The 25481-nt window shown below is 61.2% G+C and carries 20 protein-coding genes; 12 read left to right on the top strand and 8 right to left on the bottom strand.

What is annotated here, in order from left to right; translation table 11 throughout:
* A complete protein-coding gene (mnmC, locus tag ACGSLL_RS17945) occupies window positions 1–1980 on the bottom strand; it encodes a bifunctional tRNA (5-methylaminomethyl-2-thiouridine)(34)-methyltransferase MnmD/FAD-dependent 5-carboxymethylaminomethyl-2-thiouridine(34) oxidoreductase MnmC (RefSeq protein WP_394507373.1) in 1980 nt (659 codons plus the stop codon).
* Window positions 1981–2153: 173 nt separating this feature from the next.
* Here mnmC and pap point away from each other — a divergent pair, with 173 nt between their 5' ends.
* Window positions 2154–3668, top strand: coding sequence for a polyphosphate:AMP phosphotransferase (gene pap / locus ACGSLL_RS17940; protein ID WP_394507372.1), 1515 nt, complete (start codon window positions 2154–2156; stop codon window positions 3666–3668).
* A 103-nt stretch (window positions 3669–3771) separates the two neighbouring features.
* Window positions 3772–4956 (top strand): thiolase family protein, encoded by a 1185-nt coding sequence (locus tag ACGSLL_RS17935; protein ID WP_394507371.1) that lies wholly within the window; start codon window positions 3772–3774, stop codon window positions 4954–4956.
* 128 nt (window positions 4957–5084) lie between these two features.
* On the opposite strand, the gene ACGSLL_RS17930 is transcribed toward ACGSLL_RS17935, so the two are convergent.
* Window positions 5085–5279, bottom strand: a complete 195-nt coding sequence (locus ACGSLL_RS17930) for a DUF6316 family protein (RefSeq protein ID WP_394507370.1) — start codon at window positions 5277–5279, stop codon at window positions 5085–5087.
* Between the two features lie 209 nt (window positions 5280–5488).
* On the opposite strand from ACGSLL_RS17930, the gene ACGSLL_RS17925 reads away from it, so the two are divergent.
* Window positions 5489–6448 (top strand): DMT family transporter, encoded by a 960-nt coding sequence (locus ACGSLL_RS17925; protein WP_394507369.1) that lies wholly within the window; start codon window positions 5489–5491, stop codon window positions 6446–6448.
* A 107-nt stretch (window positions 6449–6555) separates the two neighbouring features.
* On the opposite strand, the gene ACGSLL_RS17920 is transcribed toward ACGSLL_RS17925, so the two are convergent.
* Window positions 6556–7950, bottom strand: coding sequence for a class II fumarate hydratase (locus ACGSLL_RS17920; protein ID WP_093099498.1), 1395 nt, complete (start codon window positions 7948–7950; stop codon window positions 6556–6558).
* Window positions 7951–8142: 192 nt separating this feature from the next.
* Here ACGSLL_RS17920 and ACGSLL_RS17915 point away from each other — a divergent pair, with 192 nt between their 5' ends.
* The 7 genes from ACGSLL_RS17915 to ACGSLL_RS17885 all read left to right on the top strand — a co-directional run bounded on the left by ACGSLL_RS17915 (window position 8143) and on the right by ACGSLL_RS17885 (window position 15972).
* A complete protein-coding gene (locus tag ACGSLL_RS17915) occupies window positions 8143–8658 on the top strand; it encodes a DUF2059 domain-containing protein (RefSeq protein ID WP_090285089.1) in 516 nt (171 codons plus the stop codon).
* Between the two features lie 12 nt (window positions 8659–8670).
* Window positions 8671–8970 carry a BolA family protein gene (locus ACGSLL_RS17910; RefSeq protein WP_325719577.1) on the top strand — a complete coding sequence of 100 codons (300 nt, stop codon included), beginning with the start codon at window positions 8671–8673 and terminating at the stop codon, window positions 8968–8970.
* A gap of 101 nt (window positions 8971–9071) precedes the next feature.
* Window positions 9072–10013 (top strand): oxygen-dependent tRNA uridine(34) hydroxylase TrhO, encoded by a 942-nt coding sequence (gene trhO, locus ACGSLL_RS17905; RefSeq protein WP_394507368.1) that lies wholly within the window; start codon window positions 9072–9074, stop codon window positions 10011–10013.
* 35 nt (window positions 10014–10048) lie between these two features.
* A complete protein-coding gene (locus tag ACGSLL_RS17900; protein ID WP_394507386.1) occupies window positions 10049–10651 on the top strand; it encodes a DsbA family protein in 603 nt (200 codons plus the stop codon).
* Entirely contained in the window at window positions 10644–12470 is a 1827-nt protein-coding gene (locus tag ACGSLL_RS17895) for an ABC transporter ATP-binding protein (RefSeq protein WP_394507367.1), read from the top strand. The genes ACGSLL_RS17900 and ACGSLL_RS17895 overlap by 8 nt, the downstream gene beginning before the upstream one ends.
* A gap of 201 nt (window positions 12471–12671) precedes the next feature.
* The gene (locus ACGSLL_RS17890; protein ID WP_394507366.1) at window positions 12672–15131 is read left to right on the top strand and encodes an EAL domain-containing protein; all 2460 of its coding nucleotides are present in this window, start codon (window positions 12672–12674) and stop codon (window positions 15129–15131) included.
* Window positions 15132–15210: 79 nt separating this feature from the next.
* The gene (locus ACGSLL_RS17885) at window positions 15211–15972 is read left to right on the top strand and encodes a TenA family transcriptional regulator (protein WP_394507365.1); all 762 of its coding nucleotides are present in this window, start codon (window positions 15211–15213) and stop codon (window positions 15970–15972) included.
* A 123-nt stretch (window positions 15973–16095) separates the two neighbouring features.
* On the opposite strand, the gene ACGSLL_RS17880 is transcribed toward ACGSLL_RS17885, so the two are convergent.
* From ACGSLL_RS17880 to ACGSLL_RS17860, 5 genes are all read right to left on the bottom strand, one after another.
* Window positions 16096–17022, bottom strand: a complete 927-nt coding sequence (locus tag ACGSLL_RS17880) for a GGDEF domain-containing protein (protein ID WP_394507364.1) — start codon at window positions 17020–17022, stop codon at window positions 16096–16098.
* A gap of 362 nt (window positions 17023–17384) precedes the next feature.
* Window positions 17385–18125, bottom strand: coding sequence for a YciK family oxidoreductase (locus ACGSLL_RS17875; protein ID WP_394507363.1), 741 nt, complete (start codon window positions 18123–18125; stop codon window positions 17385–17387).
* A gap of 73 nt (window positions 18126–18198) precedes the next feature.
* Entirely contained in the window at window positions 18199–18870 is a 672-nt protein-coding gene (mupP, locus tag ACGSLL_RS17870; protein ID WP_394507362.1) for an N-acetylmuramic acid 6-phosphate phosphatase MupP, read from the bottom strand.
* A gap of 2 nt (window positions 18871–18872) precedes the next feature.
* Window positions 18873–19571, bottom strand: a complete 699-nt coding sequence (gene ubiG, locus ACGSLL_RS17865; RefSeq protein ID WP_394507361.1) for a bifunctional 2-polyprenyl-6-hydroxyphenol methylase/3-demethylubiquinol 3-O-methyltransferase UbiG — start codon at window positions 19569–19571, stop codon at window positions 18873–18875.
* Between the two features lie 58 nt (window positions 19572–19629).
* A complete protein-coding gene (locus tag ACGSLL_RS17860) occupies window positions 19630–20964 on the bottom strand; it encodes a TRZ/ATZ family hydrolase (protein WP_394507360.1) in 1335 nt (444 codons plus the stop codon).
* 108 nt (window positions 20965–21072) lie between these two features.
* Between ACGSLL_RS17860 and mtnA the strand changes: the two genes are divergently transcribed.
* Window positions 21073–22149 (top strand): S-methyl-5-thioribose-1-phosphate isomerase, encoded by a 1077-nt coding sequence (mtnA, locus tag ACGSLL_RS17855; RefSeq protein ID WP_394507359.1) that lies wholly within the window; start codon window positions 21073–21075, stop codon window positions 22147–22149.
* A gap of 372 nt (window positions 22150–22521) precedes the next feature.
* Window positions 22522–25296 carry a DNA gyrase subunit A gene (gene gyrA / locus ACGSLL_RS17850; RefSeq protein ID WP_394507358.1) on the top strand — a complete coding sequence of 925 codons (2775 nt, stop codon included), beginning with the start codon at window positions 22522–22524 and terminating at the stop codon, window positions 25294–25296.
* Window positions 25297–25481: the final 185 nt, after the last annotated feature.

Raw genomic sequence — 25481 nt, 5'->3', positions numbered from 1 at the left:
TCACTTGCCGCGAATCAGTTTGCGCAGGGCGAACCGGTTCGGGTGACAGGCTTCAGCGACACTGCGCGGCAGCGGCAGCGGCTCGTTGTCGAGCCACGCCGCGAGCAGTTCGCCGGACAGCGGCGCGGTAATCAGCCCGCGCGAGCCGTGGCCGCTGTTGACGTACAGGCCGTCGTGCCACGGGCAGGCGCTGTCCGGCACTTGCCGGGCGTCCTTGCTCAGCGCCGCGTAGGTTTGATTGAACGCTGGCAGGTCGGCGAGCGGGCCGACAATCGGCAGGTAATCGGGGCTGGTGCAGCGGAACGCGGCGCGCCCTTCAAGGCTTTCGACCGGCTGTTGGTCGATGTGCAAACGGGCGACGAGATCGCTGGAGATCTCCTCGAGCATGGCCAGATTGCCCAGGTGTTCGGCAGTGGTCGGGGTCAGGTCTTCGCTGTGAAAGTCGAAACTGGCGCCGAGGGTGTGCTCGCCCAGACGCGCCGGTGCGACATACCCTTCGGCGCAAACCACCGTCGCCAGCGCGGCACTTTGCGCGGTTTGCGTCAGACGCGTGATTTGCCCGCGAATGCGCTTGAGCGGCAACTCGGCGCTCTGCGCAAAGCGCTTGATTTCGGCGGCGCCGGCCAGTACCACCACCGCGGCACTGGCGAGCAGACGCTCGCCGTCCCACGCTTGCCACTGATCATCGACCTTGCGCAGTTGCAGCACGTCGTGATGGCTGAGCAGTTCGATGTTCGGCTGCGCGGCTTGCGCCTGACACAGCGCGGGCGGATGCACCCAGCCGCCTTCGGGGTAGAACAGGCCGCCATGGGCCACACCGACCCCGGCGCGGGCCTGCGCCGCCGGTTGCTCCAGCCACTGCAACAGATCTTCCGGGAAGGCCTCGGCCAGTTGCGCATGCCGTTCGGCTTCCTTGGCATTGAAGGCCAGTTGCAGCACGCCGCAATTGTCCCAGTCGGTGCCGCGTTGCAGGTTTTCCAGCAGGCGGCGGGTATAGCCGAAACCACTGACGATCAGTTGCGACAACGCCGTGCCGTGGGCGGACAGCTTCAGGTAGAGCACGCCTTGCGGGTTGCCCGAGGCTTCCTGCGCGACGGTCTCATGGCGTTCGAGCAGGCTCACCTGCCAGCCCCTGGCAGCAAGGCTGGCCGCCGTCGCGCAACCGGCCAGCCCGGCGCCGATCACCAACGCGCTGCGTTTGCCAGCCAGCGGGGCAGGGCGGGCGAACCAGGGTTTGTGCGCCTGGGGTGGCGTCAGGTCTGCCGGCCAGCCGAGGAATTCGCCACGCAGGATCTCCCACTTGTGGCCGATGCCCGGCGTGCGCTTCATCTTGAACCCGGCGGCATTGAGCAAACGCCGCACCCAACCGGTGCTGGTGAACGTGCTGATGGTCGAGCCCGGCGCCGCTAGTCGGGCCAGTTCGACGAACAGTTCGGCGGTCCACATGTCGGGGTTTTTCGCCGGAGCGAAGCCATCGAGAAACCACGCATCGATCTGTGCGTCGAGCTGTGGCAGTTGCTCCAGTGCATCGCCGATCAACAACGTCAGGGTCACCCGACCATCGGCCAGGGTGATGCGCTGAAAACCTTCGTGGATCGCCACGTAGTGCCGCAGTAATTGATCGGCCAGCGGCTTGAGTTGCGGCCACAAAGCCAGGGCGCGTTGCAGATCGGCAGGGCTCAGCGGGTATTTCTCCACGCTGACAAAATGCAGCCGCGTTCCGGCCGCAGCGTGTTGCTCGAACAGCTGCCAGGCGCAGAGAAAATTCAGCCCGGTGCCGAACCCGGTTTCGCCGATCACCAGTCGTCCGTTCGCCGGCAGGGCGGCAAAACGCTCGGCCAGGCGGTTTTGTTCAAGGAACACGTAGCGGGTTTCGTCGAGCCCCGACTGGTCGGAGAAATACACGTCATCGAACAGTCGCGAACGCGGGCGTCCGTGGTCATCCCAGTCGAGCTGGGCGTGGGGCAGTACAGGTTTCATGGCAGGCTCGGCAACGGCAAGGCCGCCATTCTAGCCGATCGGGCAGGCGCTGCTTGATCCATGGCAAGGCACGGGGTCGGGCGCTGGCCGACAATCCACGCCCCGTGGGAATTTCTGCGCCGCGGTTGTGCCCAATCCGCTAGTCTTGCTGAATCCTGGAAGGAGCAGTCCCCATGTTTGAATCCGCTGAAATCGGTCACGCCATCGACGATGACACCTTTGATGCAGCTGTCCCGGCCTTGCGCGAAGCCTTGCTTGAAGCCCAGTTCGAATTGCAGCAGCAGAAGCGCTTCCCGGTGATCATCCTGATCAACGGCATTGAAGGTGCGGGCAAGGGCGAGACGGTCAAATTGCTCAACGAGTGGATGGACCCGCGCCTGATCGAGGTGCGCACCTTCGATCAGCAGACCGATGAAGAACTGGCGCGGCCGCCGGCGTGGCGCTACTGGCGGATGCTCCCGGCCAAGGGCCGCATGGGAATTTTTTTCGGCAACTGGTACAGCCAGATGTTGCAGGGGCGGGTGCACGGCTTGTTCAAGGATCCGCGTCTGGATCAGGCGATCGCCGGCGCCGAACGCCTGGAAAAAATGCTCTGCGATGAAGGCGCACTGATCTTCAAATTCTGGTTCCACCTGTCGAAGAAACAGATGAAGGCGCGACTCAAGGCACTGGCCGACGACCCGCTGCACAGCTGGCGCATCAGCCCGCTGGACTGGCAGCAATCGCAAACCTACGACAAGTTCGTCAAGTACGGTGAGCGCGTGTTGCGCCGTACCAGCCGCGATTACGCACCGTGGCACGTGATCGAAGGCGCCGATGCCAACTACCGCAGCCTGGCGGTGGGCAAGATTCTGCTCGAAGGCTTGCAGAGCGCGCTCAAGCGCTCAGAGGTCAATCCGCAGGAGGTCAGCGCCGCGCCGTTGGGCACGCCGGTCGATCAGTTGAACCTGCTCGACAGCCTCGATCTCAGCCATCGGCTGGACAAGAAAGACTACGAAGAACAGCTGATCACCGAACAGGCGCGGCTGTCCGGGCTGATGCGCGACAAACGCATGCGTCGGCATGCGCTGATCGCGGTGTTCGAAGGCAACGACGCCGCCGGCAAGGGCGGGGCGATCCGCCGGGTCGCGGCAGCGCTTGATCCACGCCAGTACAACATCGTGCCGATTGCCGCTCCGACCGAAGAGGAGCGCGCGCAACCGTACCTGTGGCGCTTCTGGCGGCACATCCCGGCACGTGGCAAGTTCACCGTGTTCGACCGTTCCTGGTACGGCCGCGTGCTGGTCGAGCGCATCGAAGGTTTCTGCAAGCCGGCCGACTGGTTGCGCGCCTATGGCGAGATCAACGATTTCGAGGAGCAACTGGCCGACTCCGGTGTGATCGTCGTCAAGTTCTGGCTGGCCATCGACAAGGACACGCAAATGGCGCGGTTTCAGGAGCGCGAGGAGATTCCGTTCAAGCGCTTCAAGATCACCGAAGACGACTGGCGCAACCGCGACAAGTGGGATGCCTATCGCTCGGCGGTTGGCGACATGGTCGATCGCACCAGCACCGAAATCGCTCCGTGGACTTTGGTCGAAGCCAATGACAAACGCTGGGCGCGGGTCAAAGTGCTGCGCACGATCAACCGAGCTCTGGAAGAGGCGTTCGAAAAATCCGACAAGCAGGCGAAGAAACGCAAGGACTGAAGCGATGGCCGCGCATACGCCAGGTGAATGATCATCGCGGTCGGCAAGAAGGTGGACTTATGCTCAGGTCCACTCTCAACCGACAACAACAATGAGGTATGCCATGCGTGAAGTGGTGATCGTCGACAGCGTGCGGACCGGCCTGGCCAAATCCTTTCGCGGCAAGTTCAACCAGACCCGCCCCGATGACATGGCGGCGCATTGCGTCAACGCCCTGTTGACGCGCAACGACATCGATCCGGCCAGCGTCGAGGATTGCATCGTCGGTGCCGGCTCCAACGAAGGTGCGCAGGGCTATAACATCGGTCGCAACGTCGCGGTGCTGTCGCGCCTCGGCACCGGTACGGCGGGCATGACCCTCAACCGCTTCTGCTCGTCGGGCTTGCAGGCGATTGCGATCGCTGCCAACCAGATCGCCTCCGGTTGCAGCGACATCATCGTTGCCGGCGGCGTCGAGTCGATCAGCCTGACCCTGAAAAGCGTCAACACCGATCACCTGATCAACCCGTTGCTCAAGCAGCAGACCCCCGGCATTTATTACACGATGGGCCAGACCGCCGAGGTGGTGGCGCGGCGTTATGGCGTGAGCCGTGAGGCGCAGGATCGCTACGCACTGCAAAGCCAGATCCGCACCGCGCAGGCTCAGGCCGCCGGACTGTTCGATGATGAGATCGTGCCGATGGCGGTCAAGTATCGCGTCGAAGACAAGAACAGCGGCGAGGTGCAGATTCTCGACGGCGTGGTCGATCACGACGATTGCAATCGCCCCGACACTACTTATGAAAGCCTCGCCGGGCTGAAACCGGTGTTCGCTGACGACGGTTCGGTGACTGCTGGCAACTCGTCGCAACTGTCCGACGGCGCGTCGATGACGTTGGTGATGAGTCTGGCAAAGGCTTTGGAGCTGGGTCTCAAACCGAAAGCGTTTTTCCGTGGCTTTACCGTCGCAGGCTGCGAGCCGGATGAAATGGGCATCGGCCCGGTGTTCTCGGTGCCGAAACTGCTCAAGGCCAAGGGCTTGCAGGTGGCGGATATCGATCTGTGGGAATTGAACGAGGCGTTTGCTTCGCAGTGCCTGTACAGCCGCGACCGGCTGGAGATCGACAACGAAAAATACAACGTCAACGGCGGCTCGATTTCCATCGGCCACCCGTTCGGCATGACCGGCTCACGCCAGGTCGGGCATCTGGTGCGCGAGTTGCAGCGGCGTAATCTGCGTTACGGCATCGTGACCATGTGCGTCGGTGGCGGGATGGGGGCGAGTGGGTTGTTTGAGGCGGTGCGCTGACAGATCAGTTGCCTGCTCAGGCCTCTTCGCGAGCAGGCTCACTCCCACAGGTCGGTGGTCACACATGGATTGCGTGGCCACCGAAATTCTCTGTGGGAGCGAGCCTGCTCGCGAATGCAGCGCTGCGGTCATCGCTTGGAATGAGGGTTCTGCATCCGCATAATGTAGGCCTTGATTTCCTGCTCAGCGATCTCATGACTGTCGAATGGCCCCTCAAGGGTATTTTCCCGAGTGCTGAAAAACAGTTGGCCATTGATCCGGCACACCCGGTCGCTGCGAAAACGGGTGGCGGGGGCGCTGTCGGCGGCGCGCATGGCTAACATCATCGGTCTCCCTGGCGATTGGACTTGAAGGTCTGTTGAGCTTATGCCTGAAGCACTTGGCCTGCGCGGCGAGTCGATCAACGGCAACGCGTCAACATCCTGCTGCGACCTGCACAGTTGCATTCGCGGCCTGGATGCAACTGTGCCTGTGTCACAACACGATGCGCGCCTAGAATGGCGATTCTTGTCAGCAGGCTTTTGGGGTTCGCATGCACATATCGTCCGGTCGCTGGGTCTATGGATTGTTCCTCGCGCTGCTGACCGCGCTGCTCTGGGGCATTCTGCCGATCAAACTCAAACAGGTGTTGCTGGTGATGGACCCGGTCACCGTGACCTGGTTTCGCCTGCTGGTGTCCGGCGGCTGTCTGTTCATTTATCTGGGGTCGGTCAAGCGCCTGCCGAGCCGCCAGGTGCTCGGGCCCAAGGGCGGCTGGCTGGTATTGATGGCGGTGCTCGGGCTGGTCGGCAACTACGTGCTGTACCTGATGGGCCTGAACCTGCTCAGCCCCGGCACCGCGCAACTGGTGGTGCAGATGGGCCCGATCATGTTGCTGATCGCCAGTCTGTTTGTGTTCAAGGAACGCTTCAGCATTGGCCAGGGCATTGGTTTGCTGGTGTTGTTGATTGGTTTCGGGCTGTTTTTCAATCAGCGTCTGGCAGAGCTGTTGACCTCGCTGTCGGATTACACCGCGGGGGTCTTGCTGGTGCTGCTGGCGTCGACGGTGTGGACCTTTTACGCGCTGGGCCAGAAGCAATTGCTCACGGTGTGGAATTCGCTGCAGGTAATGATGGTGATCTATCTGTTCTGCGCCTTGTTGCTGACGCCGTGGGTGCATCCGCTCGAAGCGCTGAACCTGAGCCCGCTGCAAGGCTGGTTGCTGCTGGCCTGCTGTCTGAACACGCTGATCGCCTACGGCGCGTTCGCTGAAGCGCTGGCGCATTGGGAAGCCTCGCGGGTCAGTGCGACCCTGGCGATCACGCCGCTGGTGACGTTCGCGGCGGTGGCGATGGCGGCGCGGATCTGGCCGGAATATGTGCATGCCGAGCAGATCAATGCGCTGGGGTATGGCGGGGCGGTACTGGTGGTGCTGGGCTCGGCGCTGGTGGCGTTGGGGCCGTCGTTGATTGCCGGATTGAAGGCGCGGCGGGCGAAGGTTGTACCCGGCTGAGGAGCGGCAGTGCGCCATTCGCGAGCAGGCTCGCTCCCACATTGGAATGCAACTTTCCTGTGGGAGCGAGCCTGCTCGCGAAGGCGGATGATCAAGCGCTGGAAATCTCAGCCCTTGGCCCCAGCCTCGATCATGTTCTCCGGCCGCACCCACGCATCAAACTCTTCATCGGTCAGATACCCCAACTGCAACGCCGCCTCGCGCAAGGTCAGCCCTTCGCTGTAGGCCTTCTTGGCGATTTCCGCCGATTTGTCATAACCGATGTGCGGGTTCAGCGCGGTCACCAGCATCAGCCCACGCTCCAGGTGCCGCGCCATGGCCTCGGCATCCGGTTCCAGCCCGGCGATGCAATGCTGCTGGAAGTTGCTGCAGCCGTCGGCGAGCAGGCGGATCGATTGCAGCAGGTTGTGGATGATCACCGGTTTGTACACGTTCAACTGCAGATGACCTTGGCTGGCGGCAATGCCGATCGTCACGTCGTTGCCCAATACCTGGCAGGCGAGCATCGACAGCGCTTCGCACTGGGTCGGGTTGACTTTGCCGGGCATGATCGAGCTGCCCGGCTCGTTGGCCGGCAGCTTCACTTCGGCAAAGCCTGCGCGCGGACCGGAGCCGAGCAGACGCAAGTCGTTGGCAATCTTCATCAGCGCCACGGCGAGGGTTTTCAGCGCCCCGGAAAGGCTGGTCAGCGGTTCGTGGCCGGCGAGGGCGGCGAACTTGTTCGGTGCGGTGACAAAGGGCAGGCCGGACAGCGCCGCCAGTTCTGCTGCAATCGCCTCACCAAAACCATGCGGCGAGTTCAGCCCGGTGCCGACCGCGGTGCCGCCTTGGGCCAGTTCACACACCGCCGGCAACGCGGCGCGAATTGCCCGTTCGGCGTAATCCAGTTGCGCTATGAAACCCGACAACTCCTGGCCGAAGGTGATCGGTGTCGCGTCCATCATGTGCGTGCGCCCGGTCTTTACCAGTTTCATATGGCGCGCGGCGAGTTCGGCGAGGCCACCGGACAGCTCGCTGATGGCTGGCAGCAATTGCTCTTGCACGGCTTGTGCAGTGGCGATGCTCATCGCGGTGGGGAAGCAGTCGTTGGAGCTTTGCGAGCGGTTGACGTGATCGTTCGGGTGCACCGGGGTCTTGCCGCCGCGCGGATTGCCGGCCAGTTCGTTGGCGCGACCGGCGATCACTTCGTTGACGTTCATGTTGCTCTGGGTGCCGCTGCCGGTCTGCCAGACCACCAGCGGGAACTGGTCGTCGTGCTGGCCGTCGAGCACTTCGTCGGCAGCCTGTTCGATCAGTCGGGCGATGTCGGCAGGCAGGTCGCCGTTGCGGTCATTGACCCGCGCGGCGGCTTTCTTGATCAGGGCCAGGGCGTGCAATACCGGTAACGGCATGCGCTCCTGACCGATGGCGAAGTTGATCAGCGAGCGTTGCGTCTGAGCACCCCAGTAAGCGTCGTCCGGGACTTCGATCTGGCCCAGGCTGTCGGTTTCGATACGGCTCATCGTGCACACTCCTGTTGGTCTGTTTGCGCAGTTTAGGCCGGCATCGGCCGTGGTGGTTCCATCGACTCGATTGTTGACCGGCCGACCCGCTCAATCAAGCGCGGCAAGGCTTGGGGGTTGAGCCGCGGCAATCGTTAGGCGCAGAATGGTCGCCCTTGGGGTTTGACCTCGCTTTGCTTAAAAGGAAACTCGATGACTCGTCTTCGTGCCATCTGTACCGCGGTTGCACTGGTTTGCGCCAGCGGCCAGGTGCTTGCCGATACCGCCAGCCACAACGCCAGTGCCGAAGCCTTCCTGACCCTGGCTCACGCTGACAAACTGGGCACTCCGGTGTACATGCAAGTGCAGCAAATGTTTGCCCAGCGTTTTGAGCAGACCAAAGCCCCTGAGGCCAAGAAAGCCGTCCTCGAAACCTACCAGGCCAAGGCCAACGCCGCGCTGGACCAGGCCATTGGCTGGAACAAGCTCAAGCCGGACATGGTCAAGCTCTACACCAGCAACTTCAGCGAATCCGAGCTCAAGGACCTGGTCGCGTTCTACCAGTCGCCACTGGGCAAGAAGGTCCTGGAAAAAATGCCGCAGCTGACCCAGCAATCGGCACAGATGACCCAGGGCAAGCTGGAAAGCGCTGTGCCAGTGGTCAACAAGCTGCTCGACGACATGACCAAAGAGCTGACCCCGGCCGCTGCACCGGCCAAGAAGAAGTAAGCGGAGTTCGTGATGACCATGCAACAACGCATCGAATCGACGCTGGGCCTGCTACAGCCTGAGCATCTGCAAGTGCTGGACGAAAGCCACATGCACAGTCGCGGGTTACAGACGCACTACAAGGCGGTGGTGGTCAGCGCGCAGTTCGAAGGCCTCAATCGGGTCAAGCGCCACCAGAAAGTCTACGGCACGCTCGGCGAGTTGATGGGCGAGTTCCATGCGTTGGCGCTGCACACCTACACCCCGCAGGAATGGGCAGAGATCGATGGCGCTCCGGCGTCGCCGACCTGTGCTGGCGGCAGCAAGCATTAAACTTCGGTTTTTTGCTAGAATCCGCAACGCGCCGCTTAGCCGGCGCGTTTTTTTTGAATCCGGTTCACCCTTTGCGAGGGTAGCCACCTGGAGAAATACCCATGACACAACCGATTGTCGTGGCGGCACTGTACAAGTTCGTCACCCTCGAAGATTACGTTGACCTGCGCGAGCCACTGCTGCAGGCGATGGTCGATAACGGCATCAAAGGCACCCTGCTGATTGCCGAAGAAGGCATCAACGGTACTGTTTCCGGCACCCGCGAAGGCATCGACGGCCTGCTCGCCTGGCTGAAAAACGATCCGCGCATGATCGACATCGATCACAAGGAATCGTACTGCGACGAACAACCGTTCTACCGCACCAAGGTCAAGCTGAAGAAAGAGATCGTCACCCTCGGCGTCGAAGGCGTCGACCCGAACAAGAAGGTCGGCACCTACGTCGAACCGCAGGACTGGAACGCGCTGATCAGCGACCCGGAAGTCCTGCTGATCGACACGCGCAACGATTACGAAGTGGCGATCGGCACTTTCGAAGGCGCCATCGATCCGAAAACCACCAGTTTTCGCGAATTCCCCGAGTACATCAAAGAACACTTCGATCCGGCCGTGCACAAGAAGGTCGCGATGTTCTGCACCGGCGGCATCCGCTGCGAAAAAGCCTCGAGCTACATGCTCGGCGAAGGGTTCGAAGAGGTTTATCACCTCAAGGGCGGCATTCTGAAGTACCTCGAAGAGGTGCCGCAGGAAGAAACCAGGTGGCAGGGCGACTGCTTCGTGTTCGACAACCGCGTCACTGTGCGCCACGACCTCAGCGAAGGCGACTACGATCAATGTCATGCCTGCCGCACTCCGGTCAGCGTTGAAGATCGTGCGTCCGAGCATTACGTGCCCGGCATCAGTTGCCCGCATTGCTGGGACAAGCTCAGCGAGAAAACCCGGCGCAGCGCCATCGACCGACATAAGCAGATCGAACTGGCCAAGGCGCGTAACCAGCCGCACCCGATCGGCTACAACTACAAGCAAGCATCCACCGAGGCTTAACCATGTCTGCGCGCCTGCTCTATGTGATGGATCCGATGTGTTCGTGGTGCTGGGGTTTCGCTCCGGTGGCCAAGGCCTTGGTCGAGCAGGCGCAGGCAGCCGGGGTCGAGCTGCATCTGGTGGTCGGCGGCTTGCGCACCGGCAGCGGCGCGGCGCTGGAACCGACCACGCGGCGCTACATCCTTGAGCATTGGCAGGCAGTCACCGAGGCCACCGGCCAGCCATTCAAGCTCGAAGGGGCGTTGCCGGACGGTTTTGTCTACGACACTGAACCGGCCTGCCGCGCCATCGTTACGGCGCGCAGCTTGGCGCCGGATTGCGCCTGGACACTGGTCGGCCTGATCCAGCAGGCGTTTTACGCTGAAGGTCGCGACGTCACCCAGGCCAGCGTGCTGGTGGAACTCGCCGAGCGGGCGGGTGTGCCGCGCATCGAGTTCGCCGCGTTGTTCGACCATGCCGATCAATACAAAGCCACTCAGGCCGATTTTACCTGGGTGCAGGATCTGGGGATTGCCGGGTTCCCGACCCTGCTCGCCGAGCGCAACGGCCAACTGGCATTGCTGACCAACGGCTATCAACCGCTCAGCGAGCTGGCGCCGTTGCTCGGCCGCTGGCTGGAGCGCGCCGCCTGTGCCTGACCTGGGCGATGACACCGCAGACGGCAAGCGTGCCGACCGGCTGAGCTGGGCAGAAGTCCGGCGCCTGGCACTTACGCACAAAAAATCCCTGTGGATCGCCAACGGCGTGGCCGTGCTGGCGACCTTGTGCAGCGTGCCGATTCCGCTGTTGCTGCCGTTGCTGGTCGACGAAGTATTGCTCGGTCATGGCGATGCGGCGCTGAAAGTCATGAACCATTTTCTGCCGAGCATGTGGCAGCAAGCGGCGGGCTATATCGGCCTGATGCTGGTGGTGACGTTGACCTTGCGTTGCAGTGCGCTGTGCTTTGGCGTGTTGCAGTCGCGGCTGTTTGCGCGCCTGGCCAAGGACATCGTCTACCGCATCCGTGTGCGCCTGATCGAACGGCTGAAACGCATCTCCCTCGGCGAATACGAAAGTCTGGGCAGCGGTACGGTGACCACGCATCTGGTCACCGATCTGGACACCCTCGATAAATTTGTCGGCGAAACCCTCAGCCGCTTTCTGGTGGCGATGCTCACGCTGGTCGGCACCGCCAGCATTCTGATGTGGATGCACTGGAAACTGGCGCTGCTGATTCTGCTGTTCAACCCGCTGGTGATCTACGCCACGGTGCAGTTGGGCAAACGCGTCAAACACCTGAAGAAACTCGAGAACGACAGCACCGCGCGCTTCACCCAGGCGCTAAGCGAAACCCTCGACGCGATTCAGGAAGTGCGCGCCGGCAACCGTCAGGGCTTTTTCCTCGGGCGCCTCGGCCTGCGCGCGCAGGAAGTGCGCAATTACGCGGTCAATTCGCAGTGGAAGACCGACGCCTCCAACCGCGCCAGTGGTTTGCTGTTCCAGTTCGGCATCGATATTTTCCGCGCGGCGGCAATGCTCACCGTGCTGTTTTCCGATCTGTCGATCGGGCAGATGCTCGCGGTGTTCAGTTATCTGTGGTTCATGATCGGTCCGGTCGAACAACTGCTCAATCTGCAATACGCCTATTACGCGGCGGGCGGTGCGCTGGCGCGGATCAACGAACTGCTGGCGCGTGCCGACGAGCCGCAATACCCGGGCGGTATCGATCCGTTCAAGGGCCGCGACACCGTCGGCATCCAGGTGCAAGGCCTGAGTTTCGGCTATGGCGATGAGCTGGTGCTGGATCAGATGAACCTGTCGATTGCGCCGGGCGAAAAAGTGGCCATCGTCGGCGCCAGCGGTGGCGGCAAAAGTACCCTGGTGCAACTGCTCCTTGGTCTGTACACGCCGCTGGCCGGGACCATCCGTTTCGGCGGCTCGACCCAGCAGGAGATCGGCCTGGAAACCGTGCGGGAAAACGTTGCGGTGGTTTTGCAGCATCCGGCGCTGTTCAACGACACAGTACGCGCCAACCTCACCATGGGCCGCACGCGCAGCGATGAAGCCTGTTGGCAGGCGCTGCAAATCGCCCAGCTCGAAGCCACTGTGCGCGCCTTGCCCAACGGCCTCGACAGCATCGTCGGGCGCTCCGGTGTGCGTCTGTCCGGCGGTCAGCGCCAGCGTCTGGCGATTGCACGAATGATCCTCGCCGAGCCGAAAGTGGTGATCCTCGACGAAGCCACTTCGGCCCTCGACGCCGCTACCGAATACAACCTGCATCAGGCCATGGCGCGCTTCCTCAATGGCCGCACCACACTGATCATCGCCCACCGCTTGTCGGCGGTGAAGCAAGCTGATCGCGTGTTGGTGTTCGACGGCGGTCAGATCGCTGAAGACGGTGATCATCAGCAACTGATCGCCGACGGCGGCCTGTATGCCAAGCTCTACGGTCATCTGCAGCAGATCCAGCGGTCTTGAAATTCAGCGCGGTTTCTGTGCTTAGTGCTTGAATTGCATCGAGTAAAACCACGCCAGACGCTGCTTCGGACCGGCCACTTGCGCGATCGACGTAGAGGACGGCAGAGCTGCCCCTTTGACAAGGCGAAAATTAGCCTAGGCTGAGCTGTCAGGAGCGGGATTTTCCGGTGTTCATCTGGCAGTGCTTGCGCAAGGGATCTCATGAAGCAAAAGCGGACTCTCGGAACGCCACGGTTGTTGGGCATCGTCTGGCCATTTATTGCCGTTGTGTTGTTTCAAGCGTTGTTGGGTGGCGTGAGTCTGTATGTGCTCTCGGCCGTACGCGGCTACGTTGCCGGCGAAAGTCTCTGGTCCAAGGGCCAGAAAGACGCCATCTATTACCTCAATCTGTATGCCGACAGCCGCGACGAGGCGATCTTCCTCAAGTATCGCGAGGCGATTGGCGTGCCGCAGGGCGGGCATCAGCTGCGTCTGGCGCTGGACCGCCGACCGCCCGATCTGGCTGCGGCGCGCGAAGGCATTCTCAAGGGTGGCAACCACCCCGATGACGTTTCCAGCCTGATCTGGCTGTACCTCAATTTTCGCCATTTCAGTTATCTGGAAACCGCCATCGATCGCTGGACAATTGGTGATGCGTATCTGGATCAACTCGATGACGTCGCCCAGGAAATGCATCGCGGCATTTCGCAGAACTCGGCGAGCGATACCGATATCCAGCACTGGAAGACGCGGATCTTCAATATCAACGATGCTGTGACCCCGGCTGCCAGGGCTTTCAGCGATGCCTTGGGCGAAGGCTCGCGGGTGATCATGCGTCTGTTGCTGTTCACTAACCTGGCCACGGCGCTGGGGCTGATCGTGCTGGCCCTATGGCGTACGCACAAACTGCTCAAGCAACGCCACGCCTTCGCCGAAGCGCTGCAACTGGAGAAGGACCGCGCACACGTCACCCTGCATTCGATCGGCGATGGGGTCATCACCACCGACGTCAGTGGCGCCATCGATTACATGAACCCGGCCGCCGAAGCCATGACCCACTGGAAGGCCGAGCAGGCGGCGGGCCTGCCACTGTCGGCGCTGTTCAATCTGCTCGATGACAACGCCCAGGCTGAGGGGTTGACGCTGATCGAGCACATCCTCAGCGGCAAGCTCAGTGGTGGCAGCGAGCACTCCAAACTGATTCAGCGCCTGGACGGCAGCACCTTGTCGGTTACCCTGGTCGGCGCGCCGATCCGCAATGCTGGCAAGGTCAGTGGCACGGTGCTGGTGCTGCACGACATGACGCAGGAACGCCAGTACATCGCCAATCTGTCGTGGCAGGCGACTCACGATGCGCTGACCGGTCTGGCCAACCGCCGTGAATTCGAATATCGCCTCGAACAGGCGCTGCACAACCTGACGCGCCAGGCCGGGCGGCATGCGTTGATGTTCCTCGACCTTGATCAATTCAAACTGGTTAACGACACCTGCGGTCACGCCGCCGGCGATGAGCTGTTGCGGCATATTTGCACGCTGCTGCAATCGGGGCTGCGCGAGGGCGATACGCTGGCGCGGCTGGGCGGCGACGAGTTCGGCATTCTGTTGGAAAACTGCGCGCCGGAAGCGGCGGAGAAGATCGCCGAGGCGCTGCGTCAGACCGTGCAGAACCTGCATTTCGTCTGGAAGGGCCGGCCATTTCTGACCACGGTGAGCATCGGCCTGGTGCATGTGGCGCAGACTCCGACCACCCTCGAAGCCTCGCTGCGCGCTGCCGATATGGCCTGCTACATGGCCAAGGAAAAAGGCCGCAATCGCGTGCAGGTCTATCACGCCGACGATTCCGAATTGTCGCTGCGCTTCGGCGAGATGGCCTGGGTGCAACGTTTGCACATGGCACTGGAGGAAAACCGCTTCTGTCTGTATGCCCAGGAAATCGCTCCGCTCAAGCCAATTGCCGGCGAGGCTGGGCACATTGAAATTCTGTTGCGGCTGCACGATGAGTCCGGGCGAATGATCTTGCCTGACAGTTTCATTCCGGCCGCCGAGCGTTATGGTTTGATGACTCAACTAGACCGTTGGGTAGTTCAGAACGTATTTAAAGTTATTGCCCAATGTATTACTCAGGAACATCAAGGTCCGTTAGCAATGTGTGCGATTAATCTGTCAGGCATTACTATAGGAGATGACGCGTTTTTGCACTTTCTGCGCGAACAGTTTGTTAACTACAACATACCGCCTGAAATGATTTGTTTTGAAATTACCGAAACCAGTGCCATTGCGAATTTAGGCAGTGCTATTCGATTTATTAATGAACTCAAAGGCTTAGGTTGCTACTTTTCGCTGGATGACTTTTGTGCCGGAATGTCTTCGTTCGCTTATTTGAAACATTTGCCTGTAGACTTCCTGAAGATCGACGGAAGTTTCGTTAAGGACATGCTGGACGACCCAATTAACCGGGCGATGGTCGAAGTGATCAATCATATTGGACATGTCATGGGCAAGCAGACGATTGCCGAGTTTGTAGAAACAACCCAGATCGAGCAGGCATTGCTTGAAATCGGCGTCGATTACGCTCAGGGTTATGTCATCGAACGCCCGCAGTTGTTTACCTGTGACAGTTTGCTAAGTAGACCCGCCAGACCGCAGCCGCTGTTATTCAAAGCGCCTGGCACGTTCCGTTGAAGTCTTCTGCCGATCCGTACAATCACAACTCAAAAGGAGCCGAACAGTGATCGACACATTCAACCGAACCGGACCCCTCATGGAAGCTGCAAGTTATCCTGGCTGGGCACAACAGCTGATTCAGGATTGCAGCGAGAGCAAGCGCCGGGTTGTCGAACATGAACTTTACCTGCGCATGCGTGATAACAAGCTCAGCGCCAGAACCATGCGTCAGTACCTCATCGGGGGCTGGCCGGTGGTTGAGCAGTTTGCGTTGTACATGGCGCAGAACCTCACCAAGACTAAATTCGCTCGCCATCCTGGCGAGGACATGGCGCGACGCTGGCTGATGCGCAACATCCGCGTCGAACTCAATCATGCCGATTACTGGGTGCATTGGAGCCGAGCCCATGGCGTCAGCCTGGAAGACCTCCAGGCCCAGCAGGTGCCGCCGGAATTGCATGCCCTGAGTCATTGGTGCTGGCACACCAGTTCAGCCGATTCGCTGATCGTCGCCATTGCCGCAACCAACTACGCCATCGAAGGCGCGACCGGGGAGTGGTCGGCGGTGGTCTGCTCTACCGGCGTATACGCTGCCGCGTTCCCGGAAGAGGACCGCAAGCGCGCGATGAAGTGGCTGAAGATGCATGCGCAGTACGACGATGCGCATCCCTGGGAAGCACTGGAAATCATCTGCACGCTGGCCGGCATGAACCCGAGCAAGGCCTTGCAAGCCGAACTGCGCCAGGCGATCTGCAAGAGTTATGACTATATGTACCTGTTTCTTGAGCGGTGCATGCAGCTGGAGACGTCGGAGCGCGTAGCGCACAACCGCGAGCGCAGGGCGGTAGTCGAGAACTGACGCAAAACCCCTGTGGGAGCGAGCCTGCTCGCGAAGGCGATCTGACATTCAACCTTGAGTTGATTGATGGACCGCTTTCGCGAGCAGGCTCGCTCCCACATTGTTTTGCGTTATCTGAAACACTCAGCCGGCCATCGCCAGGCGGTTACGCCCTTCACGCTTGGCCACATACAGCGCGCTGTCAGCGCGGCGCAGCAGGCTGTCGGCCGATTCGCCGGGCAGCAATGTCGAACAACCAAGGCTTACCGTCAGCTCGATCAACTGGCCATCAGCGTAATACTCGGCAGTCTGCGCCGCACAGCGCAGCCGTTCGCCGACCATTGCCGCGGCCTCGCGGCTGGTGTTGGACAGCAGGATCAGAAACTCTTCCCCGCCATAACGAAACACCATATCGACATTGCGCAACTGCGCCTTCAGGGTCGCTGCGATCGCTTTGAGCACGTTATCGCCGGCGCTGTGGCCATGGCTGTCATTGACGCGCTTGAAGTGGTCGATGTCGATCATCAGCAGCGACAGCGGTTGTTGATGACGCCGCGCCATGTCGATCTCGCGTTGCAAGGTCTGCTCCATGGCGATGCGGTTGCCGGCGCCGGTCAGCGGATCGCGCAGTGCGCTTTGCGTCGCCTCGCGATAGAGCAAGGCGTTGCGCATCGGATACAGCAGCGACGACAGCAGCGACTCCAGTTGGCCTTGTTCCAGCTCGTTGAATCGCTGGTTGCGGCGGAACACCACTTCGCCCAAGTGCTCGCCTTCGTGGCTCAGGCTGTAGCTGATCGAGTGATGGCCGCGGCTGCCGAACTCCAGGCGCAGATCGCTGCCCTGATGCGCATAAACCAAGGCGTCCAGCGGCACGAGGCGCTGAACTTCACGGAAAAACAGACCGAGGATGCGTTGCGGTTCGAGGCTGGTCTGCAGTTGCAGGCTCAGTTGCTGGCGCAATTGCGCGAGGCTTGCCGGACGCTCCAGCAGGGGAGGCACCTGACCAAAGCCCAGGCGCTGCAATTTGGCACTGTCAAAATCAATCGCATTGGTCTGGGAAGGTGATTTCATATGGCGTGAGCCCCTAAGCAGTAAGTCTGTCTTACAGGCTGGGTGAGAGCGGCTATGGGCTGCGCGTCATACTGGTCCATCAGTCCCGTAGGACATCTGGCGTAAGTCTAGTCTGCCGAATGACGATAAGTCAGCTATCGAAATCGGTCTCGCCCCATTGCCTTCACACGGCATGCTTTGAGGAAGGTTAGAGCGAAACTCATGCCAATCGGTTCGCTTTAATTTAAACCGATTCAAATCAACAGGTTGAATAAAAGCCTAACGGGTCGCTGCCGGGAAATTGGCTCTATTGTGACGGTTGCAGGCGGCGAAGGTCTGCCGCGACAGCAATCTGCCGCGGCAACAAAAGCGACGTATGGCGGTTATTGCGCGTTGAACGCCTGACCGTTGATGCCGGCACTGTCCGGGCCCATCAGGTACAGGTACACCGGCATGATCTCTTCCGGCGTCGGGTTGTTCAGCGGATTTTCCCCTGGATAGGCCTGCGCGCGCATACTCGTGCGCGTGCCGCCCGGGTTGATGCTGTTGGAGCGGACGGGCGCGACACCGTCGACCTCATCGGCCAGCGTCTGCATCAGGCCTTCGGTGGCAAACTTCGACACACCATAAGCGCCCCAGTAGGCGCGCCCCTTGCGGCCGACGCTGCTGGAGGTGAACACCACCGAGGCGTCCTGCGACAGTTTGAGCAGCGGCAGCAGGGTGCTGGTCAGCATGAACATGGCGTTGACGTTGACCTGCATCACCCGCATGAAATTTTCGCCGGACAATTGTTCGATCGGCGTGCGCGGGCCGATGATCGAGGCGTTGTGCAGCAGACCGTCAAGGTGGCCGAATTCGGTTTCGATCATTGCCGCCAGCTCATCGTATTGATGGGGCAGGGCGGTTTCGAGGTTGAACGGGATCACCGCCGGTTGCGGGTGGCCCGCCGCTTCGATCGCGTCGTAGACCTCGGTCAGATTGGCTTCGGTCTTGCCCAGCAGCAGCACCGTGGCGCCGTGGGCGGCGTAGGTTTTCGCCGCCGCTGCGCCGATGCCGCGACCGGCCCCGGTGACCAGAATGATCCGATCCTTGAGCAATTCGGGGCGAGCGGTGTAATCGAACATAAACAACCTCTTCAAGAGTCAGAGCGTCCCGCGCTCCGCACGGGAATCCAGCCTGTGCCGTTTCGCGGCAGTTTCAGCAGCTGCACAACGCGTTATCGAGCACCTTGCGCAACTCCAGCGGATGATCGACTACCACGTCTGCACCCCAATGGCGCGGGTGATCGTCCGGGTGGATGTAGCCGTAGGTCACCGCGCAGGTCTTGGTCCCGGCGGCGCGGCCGGATTCGATGTCGCGCAGATCATCGCCGATAAACAGGACCGTCGACGGATCCAGATCAAGCATGCTGCATGCGAGGGTCAGCGGCTCCGGATCGGGCTTGCTGTTTTTCACGTGATCCGGGCAGATCAGCAGCGCCGAGCGCTCGGCCAGCCCCAGTCGCTGCATGATCGGCTCGGCGAAGCGCACCGGCTTGTTAGTGACCACGCCCCAGATCAGGTTGGCTTTTTCGATGTCAGCCAGCAGCTCGGCCATGCCGTCGAACAGCTTGCTGTGTACCGCGCAGCCGACCAGATAGCGCTCGAGAAACTCCTGGCGCAGTTCTTCGAAGCCCGGTGATTCGGGATCCATTGAAAAGGTCACCGCGACCATGGCTTTGGCGCCACCGGAAATCTCGTCGCGGATGTGCTTGTCGTTGATCGGCGGCAAGCCGCGATCGGCGCGCATGGCCTGGCAGATGGCGATGAAGTCCGGCGCCGTGTCGAGCAGGGTGCCGTCCATGTCAAAGAGAACCGCTCTGATAGCCATGCTTATTCCTCGCGCAGGGTCTGGATCATGTAGTTGACGTCAACATCGTTGGACAGCTTGTAGTGCTTGGTCAGCGGGTTGTACGTCAGGCCAATGATGTCCTTGACGGTCAGGCCGGCCATGCGGCTCCACGCGCCGAGTTCGGAGGGGCGGATGAATTTCTTGAAGTCGTGGGTGCCGCGCGGCAGCAGCTTCATGATGTATTCGGCGCCGATGATGGCGAACAGGTACGCCTTCGGATTGCGGTTGATGGTCGAGAAGAACACCTGGCCGCCGGGCTTGACCATGCGGAAGCAGGCGCGGATCACCGAGGATGGATCCGGCACGTGCTCGAGCATTTCCAGGCAGGTGACCACGTCGAACTGCTCGGGCATTTCTTCAGCCAGGGCTTCGGCGGTGATCCGCCGGTATTCGACGCTGACGCCGGATTCGAGCTGATGCAGTTGTGCGACCGCCAGCGGCGCTTCGCCCATGTCGATGCCCATCACGGTCGCGCCGCGCTGGGCCATGGCTTCACTGAGGATGCCGCCGCCGCAACCGACGTCGAGGACTTTCTTGCCAGCCAGATTGACCCGCTCGTCGATCCAGTTGACGCGCAGCGGGTTGATGTCGTGCAGCGGTTTGAATTCGCTTTCACGGTCCCACCAGCGATGGGCCAGGGCCTCGAATTTGGCGATTTCGGCGTGGTCGACGTTGCTCATGTTCAGTTCCTCGAAAAACTGCAAAAAGGCTGTAGCCGCGGAGTCTGCTCCACGGTGTTTACGATTCGGTGTGGCCGCTGATGCGCTGGCCCCAGTGGCGCGCAGTCGCGCCCAGTTGCTGCTCATCCATGCGCGTCAGGCGCCGGTCGTCGAGCAGTTGTTTGCCGGCGACCCACAGGTGTTTCACGCAGTCGCGACCGGTGGCGTAAATAAGCTGCGAAACCGGGTCATACACCGGCTGCTGCGCCAGACCGGACAGATCGAAAGCCACGATGTCTGCGGCTTTGCCGATCTCCAGCGAACCGACTTGCGCGTCGATCCCCAGTGCGCGCGCGCCGTTGAGCGTGGCCATGCGCAGCGCACGATGGGCGTCCAGCGCAGTGGCCGAGCCGGCAACGGCTTTGGCCAGCAGGGCGGCGGTGCGGGTTTCGCCGAGCAGGTCGAGATCGTTATTGCTGGCGGCGCCATCGGTGCCCACCGCGACATTCACCCCAGCCTGCCACAAACGCTCCACCGGACAAAAACCGCTGGCCAGTTTCAGGTTCGATTCCGGGCAGTGGATCACGCTGGTGTTGCTTTCTACCAGCAGCGCCAGGTCGTCATCGCTGATCTGGGTCATGTGCACAGCCTGGAAGCGCGGCCCGAGCAGGCCGAGGCGGCCCAGACGCGCCAGTGGCCGCTCGCCGGATTGCTCGACGGCCTGCTGCACCTCAAAGGCAGTTTCGTGGACGTGCATGTGGATCGCCGCGTCCAGCTCCTCGGCAATCACGCGGATTTTCTCGAGGTTCTCGTCGCCGACGGTGTACGGTGCGTGAGGGCCGAAAGTAATCTTGATGCGATCGTGATGTTTCAGATCGCCGAACAGCTCTACACCCTGACGGATGGCTTCATCGGCACTGCTGGCGCCGGGAATCGGAAAGTCGAGGATCGGAATGGCAATCTGCGCGCGAATGCCGCTGTTGTGCACACGCTCGCTGGCGACCTTGGGGTAGAAATACATGTCGGAAAAACAGCTGATGCCGCCCTTGATCTGCTCGGCAATGGCCAGATCGGTGCCGTCACGGACGAAATCTTCATCGACCCATTTGGCCTCTGCCGGCCAGATGTGATTTTCCAGCCAGGTCATCAGCGGCAGATCGTCCGCCAGGCCGCGGAACAGCGTCATCGCGGCGTGACCGTGAGCATTGATCAGGCCGGGGGCGAGCAGCACATCCGGTAATTCGCGGATTTCAGTGGCGTTACACTTCAACGCTTCGGCGCGCGGGCCGATAAACACGATGCAACCGTCGCGGATGCCCAGGCCGTGCTCCTTGAGCACAACGCCAGCAGGTTCGACGGGGACCAGCCAGGTCGGCAGCAATAAAAGGTCGAGCGCAATGGCAGGTTTGGGCATCGGGAGTCGGTTCCAGTGCTTTTGTAAAGGATGGCGAAGTATACCCGAGCGTCTTCGCGGGGGGATCGCTATAATCGGCGGCTTTTGTTCATGAGTGCGGGGTGTGGGATGCGCGATCGACTGTTGGCTGCGGAGAAAGTGAAGGCCATCGATTGGCGAGACGGCGCGCTGCACCTGCTGGATCAGCGTATTTTGCCGTTCGAGGAAACCTGGATCGCCTACACCAGCGCCGCCGGCGTGGCCGAGGCGATCCGCTCGATGGTCGTGCGTGGCGCACCGGCCATCGGCATCAGTGCGGCTTATGGCATTGTGCTCGCCGCCCGCGCGCGGATCGCCGAGGGTGGCGACTGGTACGCGGCGCTGGAGGAGGACTTTGCGCTGTTGGCCGATTCCCGTCCGACCGCGGTCAATCTGTTCTGGGCGCTGGGGCGCATGCACGATCGCCTCGATCGCCTCAAAGGCAACGCCGACCCGCTAGTGGCGCTGGAGGCGGAAGCCGTCGCCATTCACGAGAGCGATCGCGAAGCCAATCTGACCATGGCCCAGTTGGGTGTCGACCTGATCCGCAAGCATCAGGGCAATGCCCAGGCGATCCTCACCCACTGCAACACCGGCGCCCTGGCGACCGGCGGTTTCGGCACGGCGCTGGGGGTGATTCGCGCAGCTTATATTGAAGGCATGGTCGAACGCGTTTACGCCGACGAAACCCGTCCGTGGCTGCAGGGTTCGCGCCTGACCGCATGGGAACTGGCTAACGAAGGCATTCCGGTCACTCTCAACGCCGACTCCGCCGCCGCGCACATCATGAAAACCAAGGGCGTGACCTGGGTCATCGTCGGCGCCGACCGCATCACCGCCAATGGCGACGTGGCGAACAAGATCGGCACCTATCAACTGGCGGTCAACGCCATGCACCACGGCGTGCGCTTCATGGTGGTGGCGCCGAGCTCGACCATCGACATGAGCCTGGCCAGCGGTGATGACATCCCGATCGAAGAGCGCGCCGGCGCCGAATTGCTCGAAGTCGGCGGCAAGCGCGTCGGCGCGGACGTTGAGGCGTTCAACCCGGTGTTTGACGTCACCCCGGCGGACCTGATTGATGCGATCGTCACCGAAAAAGGCATCGTTGAACGCCCGGACACCGCGAAAATGGCCCAGTTGATGTGCCGCAAGCGCCTGCATTGAAGGGTTGTGGCGTCTGAGCGGGCCCCATCGCTGGCAAGCCAGCGATGGGGCCTGAATGTCAATAAACAACTGTAAATCTGCCCCGAATTTCACATTCAAAGAAGCTCTGAGCCTCTCTCGTCCCTCTCAAGCCTGTCACCGGTCAACTAACTATGCTCCATGCGCATCTGGGGGATAGGTGCGTGGCGGCTCTTGTGATAACATCCGGCGTTTTCCGAGGCGGCTTCACGGAGCTGTCTTCACTGCGCAAATCCGCGATCCGAATGTTGATTTGTCGTAAGTCGGCGCATGGCACCCGGCCTGCCCCGACGAGCTTCGTTGCTCCCACATGGATATGACGAAGTTTCACCAGAAAAAGGAATCAGGCTTCTCATGGGCGAACTGGCCAAAGAAATCCTCCCGGTCAATATCGAAGACGAGCTGAAACAGTCCTACCTCGACTACGCAATGAGCGTAATCGTCGGCCGAGCACTGCCGGACGCGCGCGATGGCCTCAAGCCCGTGCACCGTCGCGTGCTGTTCGCGATGAGCGAGCTGGGCAACGACTTCAACAAGCCGTACAAGAAATCTGCCCGTGTCGTCGGCGACGTGATCGGTAAGTATCACCCGCACGGTGACACCGCCGTGTACGACACCATCGTTCGTATGGCCCAGCCGTTCTCCCTGCGTTACCTGCTGGTCGACGGCCAGGGCAACTTCGGTTCGGTCGACGGCGACAACGCCGCCGCCATGCGATACACCGAAGTGCGCATGACCAAGCTGGCGCACGAGCTGCTGGCCGACCTGCACAAGGAAACCGTGGACTGGGTGCCGAACTACGACGGCACCGAACTGATCCCGGCGGTCATGCCGACCCGCGTACCGAACCTGCTGGTCAACGGTTCCAGCGGTATCGCCGTAGGCATGGCGACCAACATCCCGCCGCACAACCTCGGTGAAGTCATCGACGGTTGCCTGGCGCTCATCGACAACCCCGAGCTGACCGTCGACGAGCTGATGCAATACATTCCCGGTCCGGACTTCCCGACCGCAGCGATCATCAACGGTCGCGCCGGCATCATCGAAGCCTACCGCACCGGTCGCGGGCGCATTTACATGCGCGCCCGCTCGATCATCGAAGACATCGACAAGGTCGGTGGCCGTCAGCAGATCGTCATCACTGAACTCCCTTACCAGTTGAACAAGGCGCGTCTGATCGAGAAGATCGCCGAACTGGTCAAAGAGAAGAAGCTTGAAGGCATCACCGAACTGCGCGACGAGTCCGACAAGGACGGCATGCGCGTCGTGATCGAACTGCGTCGCGGCGAAGTGCCAGAGGTGATTCTCAACAACCTCTACGCCCAGACCCAGCTGCAATCGGTATTCGGCATCAACATCGTGGCGCTGATCGACGGCCGCCCACGGATCCTTAACCTCAAGGATCTGCTCGAGGCCTTCGTTCGTCACCGTCGCGAAGTCGTCACCCGCCGTACCGTGTTCGAACTGCGCAAGGCCCGTGAGCGTGGTCACATTCTCGAAGGTCAGGCCGTTGCCCTGTCGAACATCGACCCGGTGATCGCGCTGATCAAGGCTTCGCCGACGCCGTCGGAAGCCAAGGAAGCGCTGGTCAGCACGCCGTGGGAATCCTCCGCTGTGGTAGCGATGGTTGAACGCGCCGGTGCCGATTCGTGCCGTCCGGAAAACCTCGATCCGCAATACGGTCTGCGCGAAGGCAAGTACTTCCTGTCGCCGGAACAGGCGCAGGCCATTCTCGAACTGCGCCTGCACCGGTTGACCGGTCTGGAACACGAGAAGCTGCTGGCCGAGTATCAAGAGATCCTCAATCAGATCGGCGAGCTGATCCGCATCCTCAACAGCGCCGTGCGCCTGATGGAAGTGATCCGCGAAGAGCTGGAAGTGATCCGCGCCGAATACGGCGATCAGCGCCGCACCGAAATCCTTGATGCGCGCCTCGACCTGACCCTGGGCGACATGATCCCGGAAGAAGAGCGCGTGGTGACCATTTCCCACGGCGGCTATGCCAAGACCCAGCCATTGGCGGCGTATCAGGCGCAGCGTCGTGGCGGCAAAGGCAAGTCGGCCACCGGTGTCAAGGATGAGGACTACATCGCTCACCTGCTGGTTGCCAACAGCCACACCACGCTGCTGCTGTTCTCCAGCAAGGGCAAGGTGTACTGGCTCAAGACCTACGAGATCCCGGAAGCGTCCCGCGCCGCCCGTGGTCGTCCGCTGGTCAACCTTCTGCCGCTGAGCGAAGGCGAATACATCACCACCATGCTGCCGGTCGATCTCGAAGCCATGAAGCGTCAGGCTGATGAAGAGGAAGCCGAAGGCGTCGAGGCTGATGTAGAAGACATCGAAAACAGCAACGAAACCGACGAAGAGCGCCGTGCGCGCATCAAGGCTGCCGATCGCAAGAAAGCGCCGTTCATCTTCATGTCGACCGCCAACGGTACCGTGAAGAAGACCCCGCTGGTGGCCTTCAGCCGTCAGCGCAGCGTGGGTTTGATCGCGCTGGAGCTGGACGAAGGCGACATCCTGATCTCTGCGGCCATTACCGATGGCGAACAGGAAATCATGCTGTTCTCCGACGGCGGCAAGGTCACGCGCTTCAAGGAGTCCGAAGTTCGCGCCATGGGCCGTACCGCTCGCGGTGTGCGCGGCATGCGTCTGCCAGAAGGGCAGAAGCTGATTTCCATGCTGATCCCGGAAGAAGGCAGCCAGATCCTCACCGCTTCCGAGCGCGGCTACGGCAAGCGCACGGCGATCACCGAGTTCCCTGAGTACAAGCGTGGCGGCCAGGGCGTTATCGCCATGGTCAGCAACGAGCGTAACGGCCGTCTGGTCGGCGCGGTACAAGTGCAGGACGGTGAAGAAATCATGCTGATTTCCGATCAGGGCACCCTGGTGCGTACCCGTGTCGACGAAGTGTCGAGCCTGGGCCGTAACACTCAAGGTGTGACGCTGATCAAGCTGGCCAAGGATGAAACCCTGGTCGGTCTGGAGCGGGTTCAGGAGCCTTCGGAAATCGAAGGCGAAGAGCTCGAAGGTGAAGAGGGCGAGGAATTCGAGGGCACCGTCGGTATTGACGAGGCCGCAGATGACCAGCAACTCGACGCCGCAGCTGACGAAGAGCCGCAAGAATAAGCGGACAAACGAGGGGGCGGATGAAAATTCGCCCCCTTGTTATTTGTCCGGTATGAATTTCTGCAACACTGCGGATGATCGTTCCCACGCTCTGCGTGGGAATGCCGCTGGGGACGCTCCGCGTCCCATGACGCGGAGCGTCATCGGATGCGTTCCCACGCAGAGCGTGGGAACGATCACCTGCA

It is taken from the genome of Pseudomonas retamae (assembly GCF_043496865.1).
Lineage (GTDB): Bacteria > Pseudomonadota > Gammaproteobacteria > Pseudomonadales > Pseudomonadaceae > Aquipseudomonas > Aquipseudomonas retamae.
Note: the sequence above shows the minus strand (reverse complement) of the source record. Positions and strands in the feature narration are given on the sequence as shown.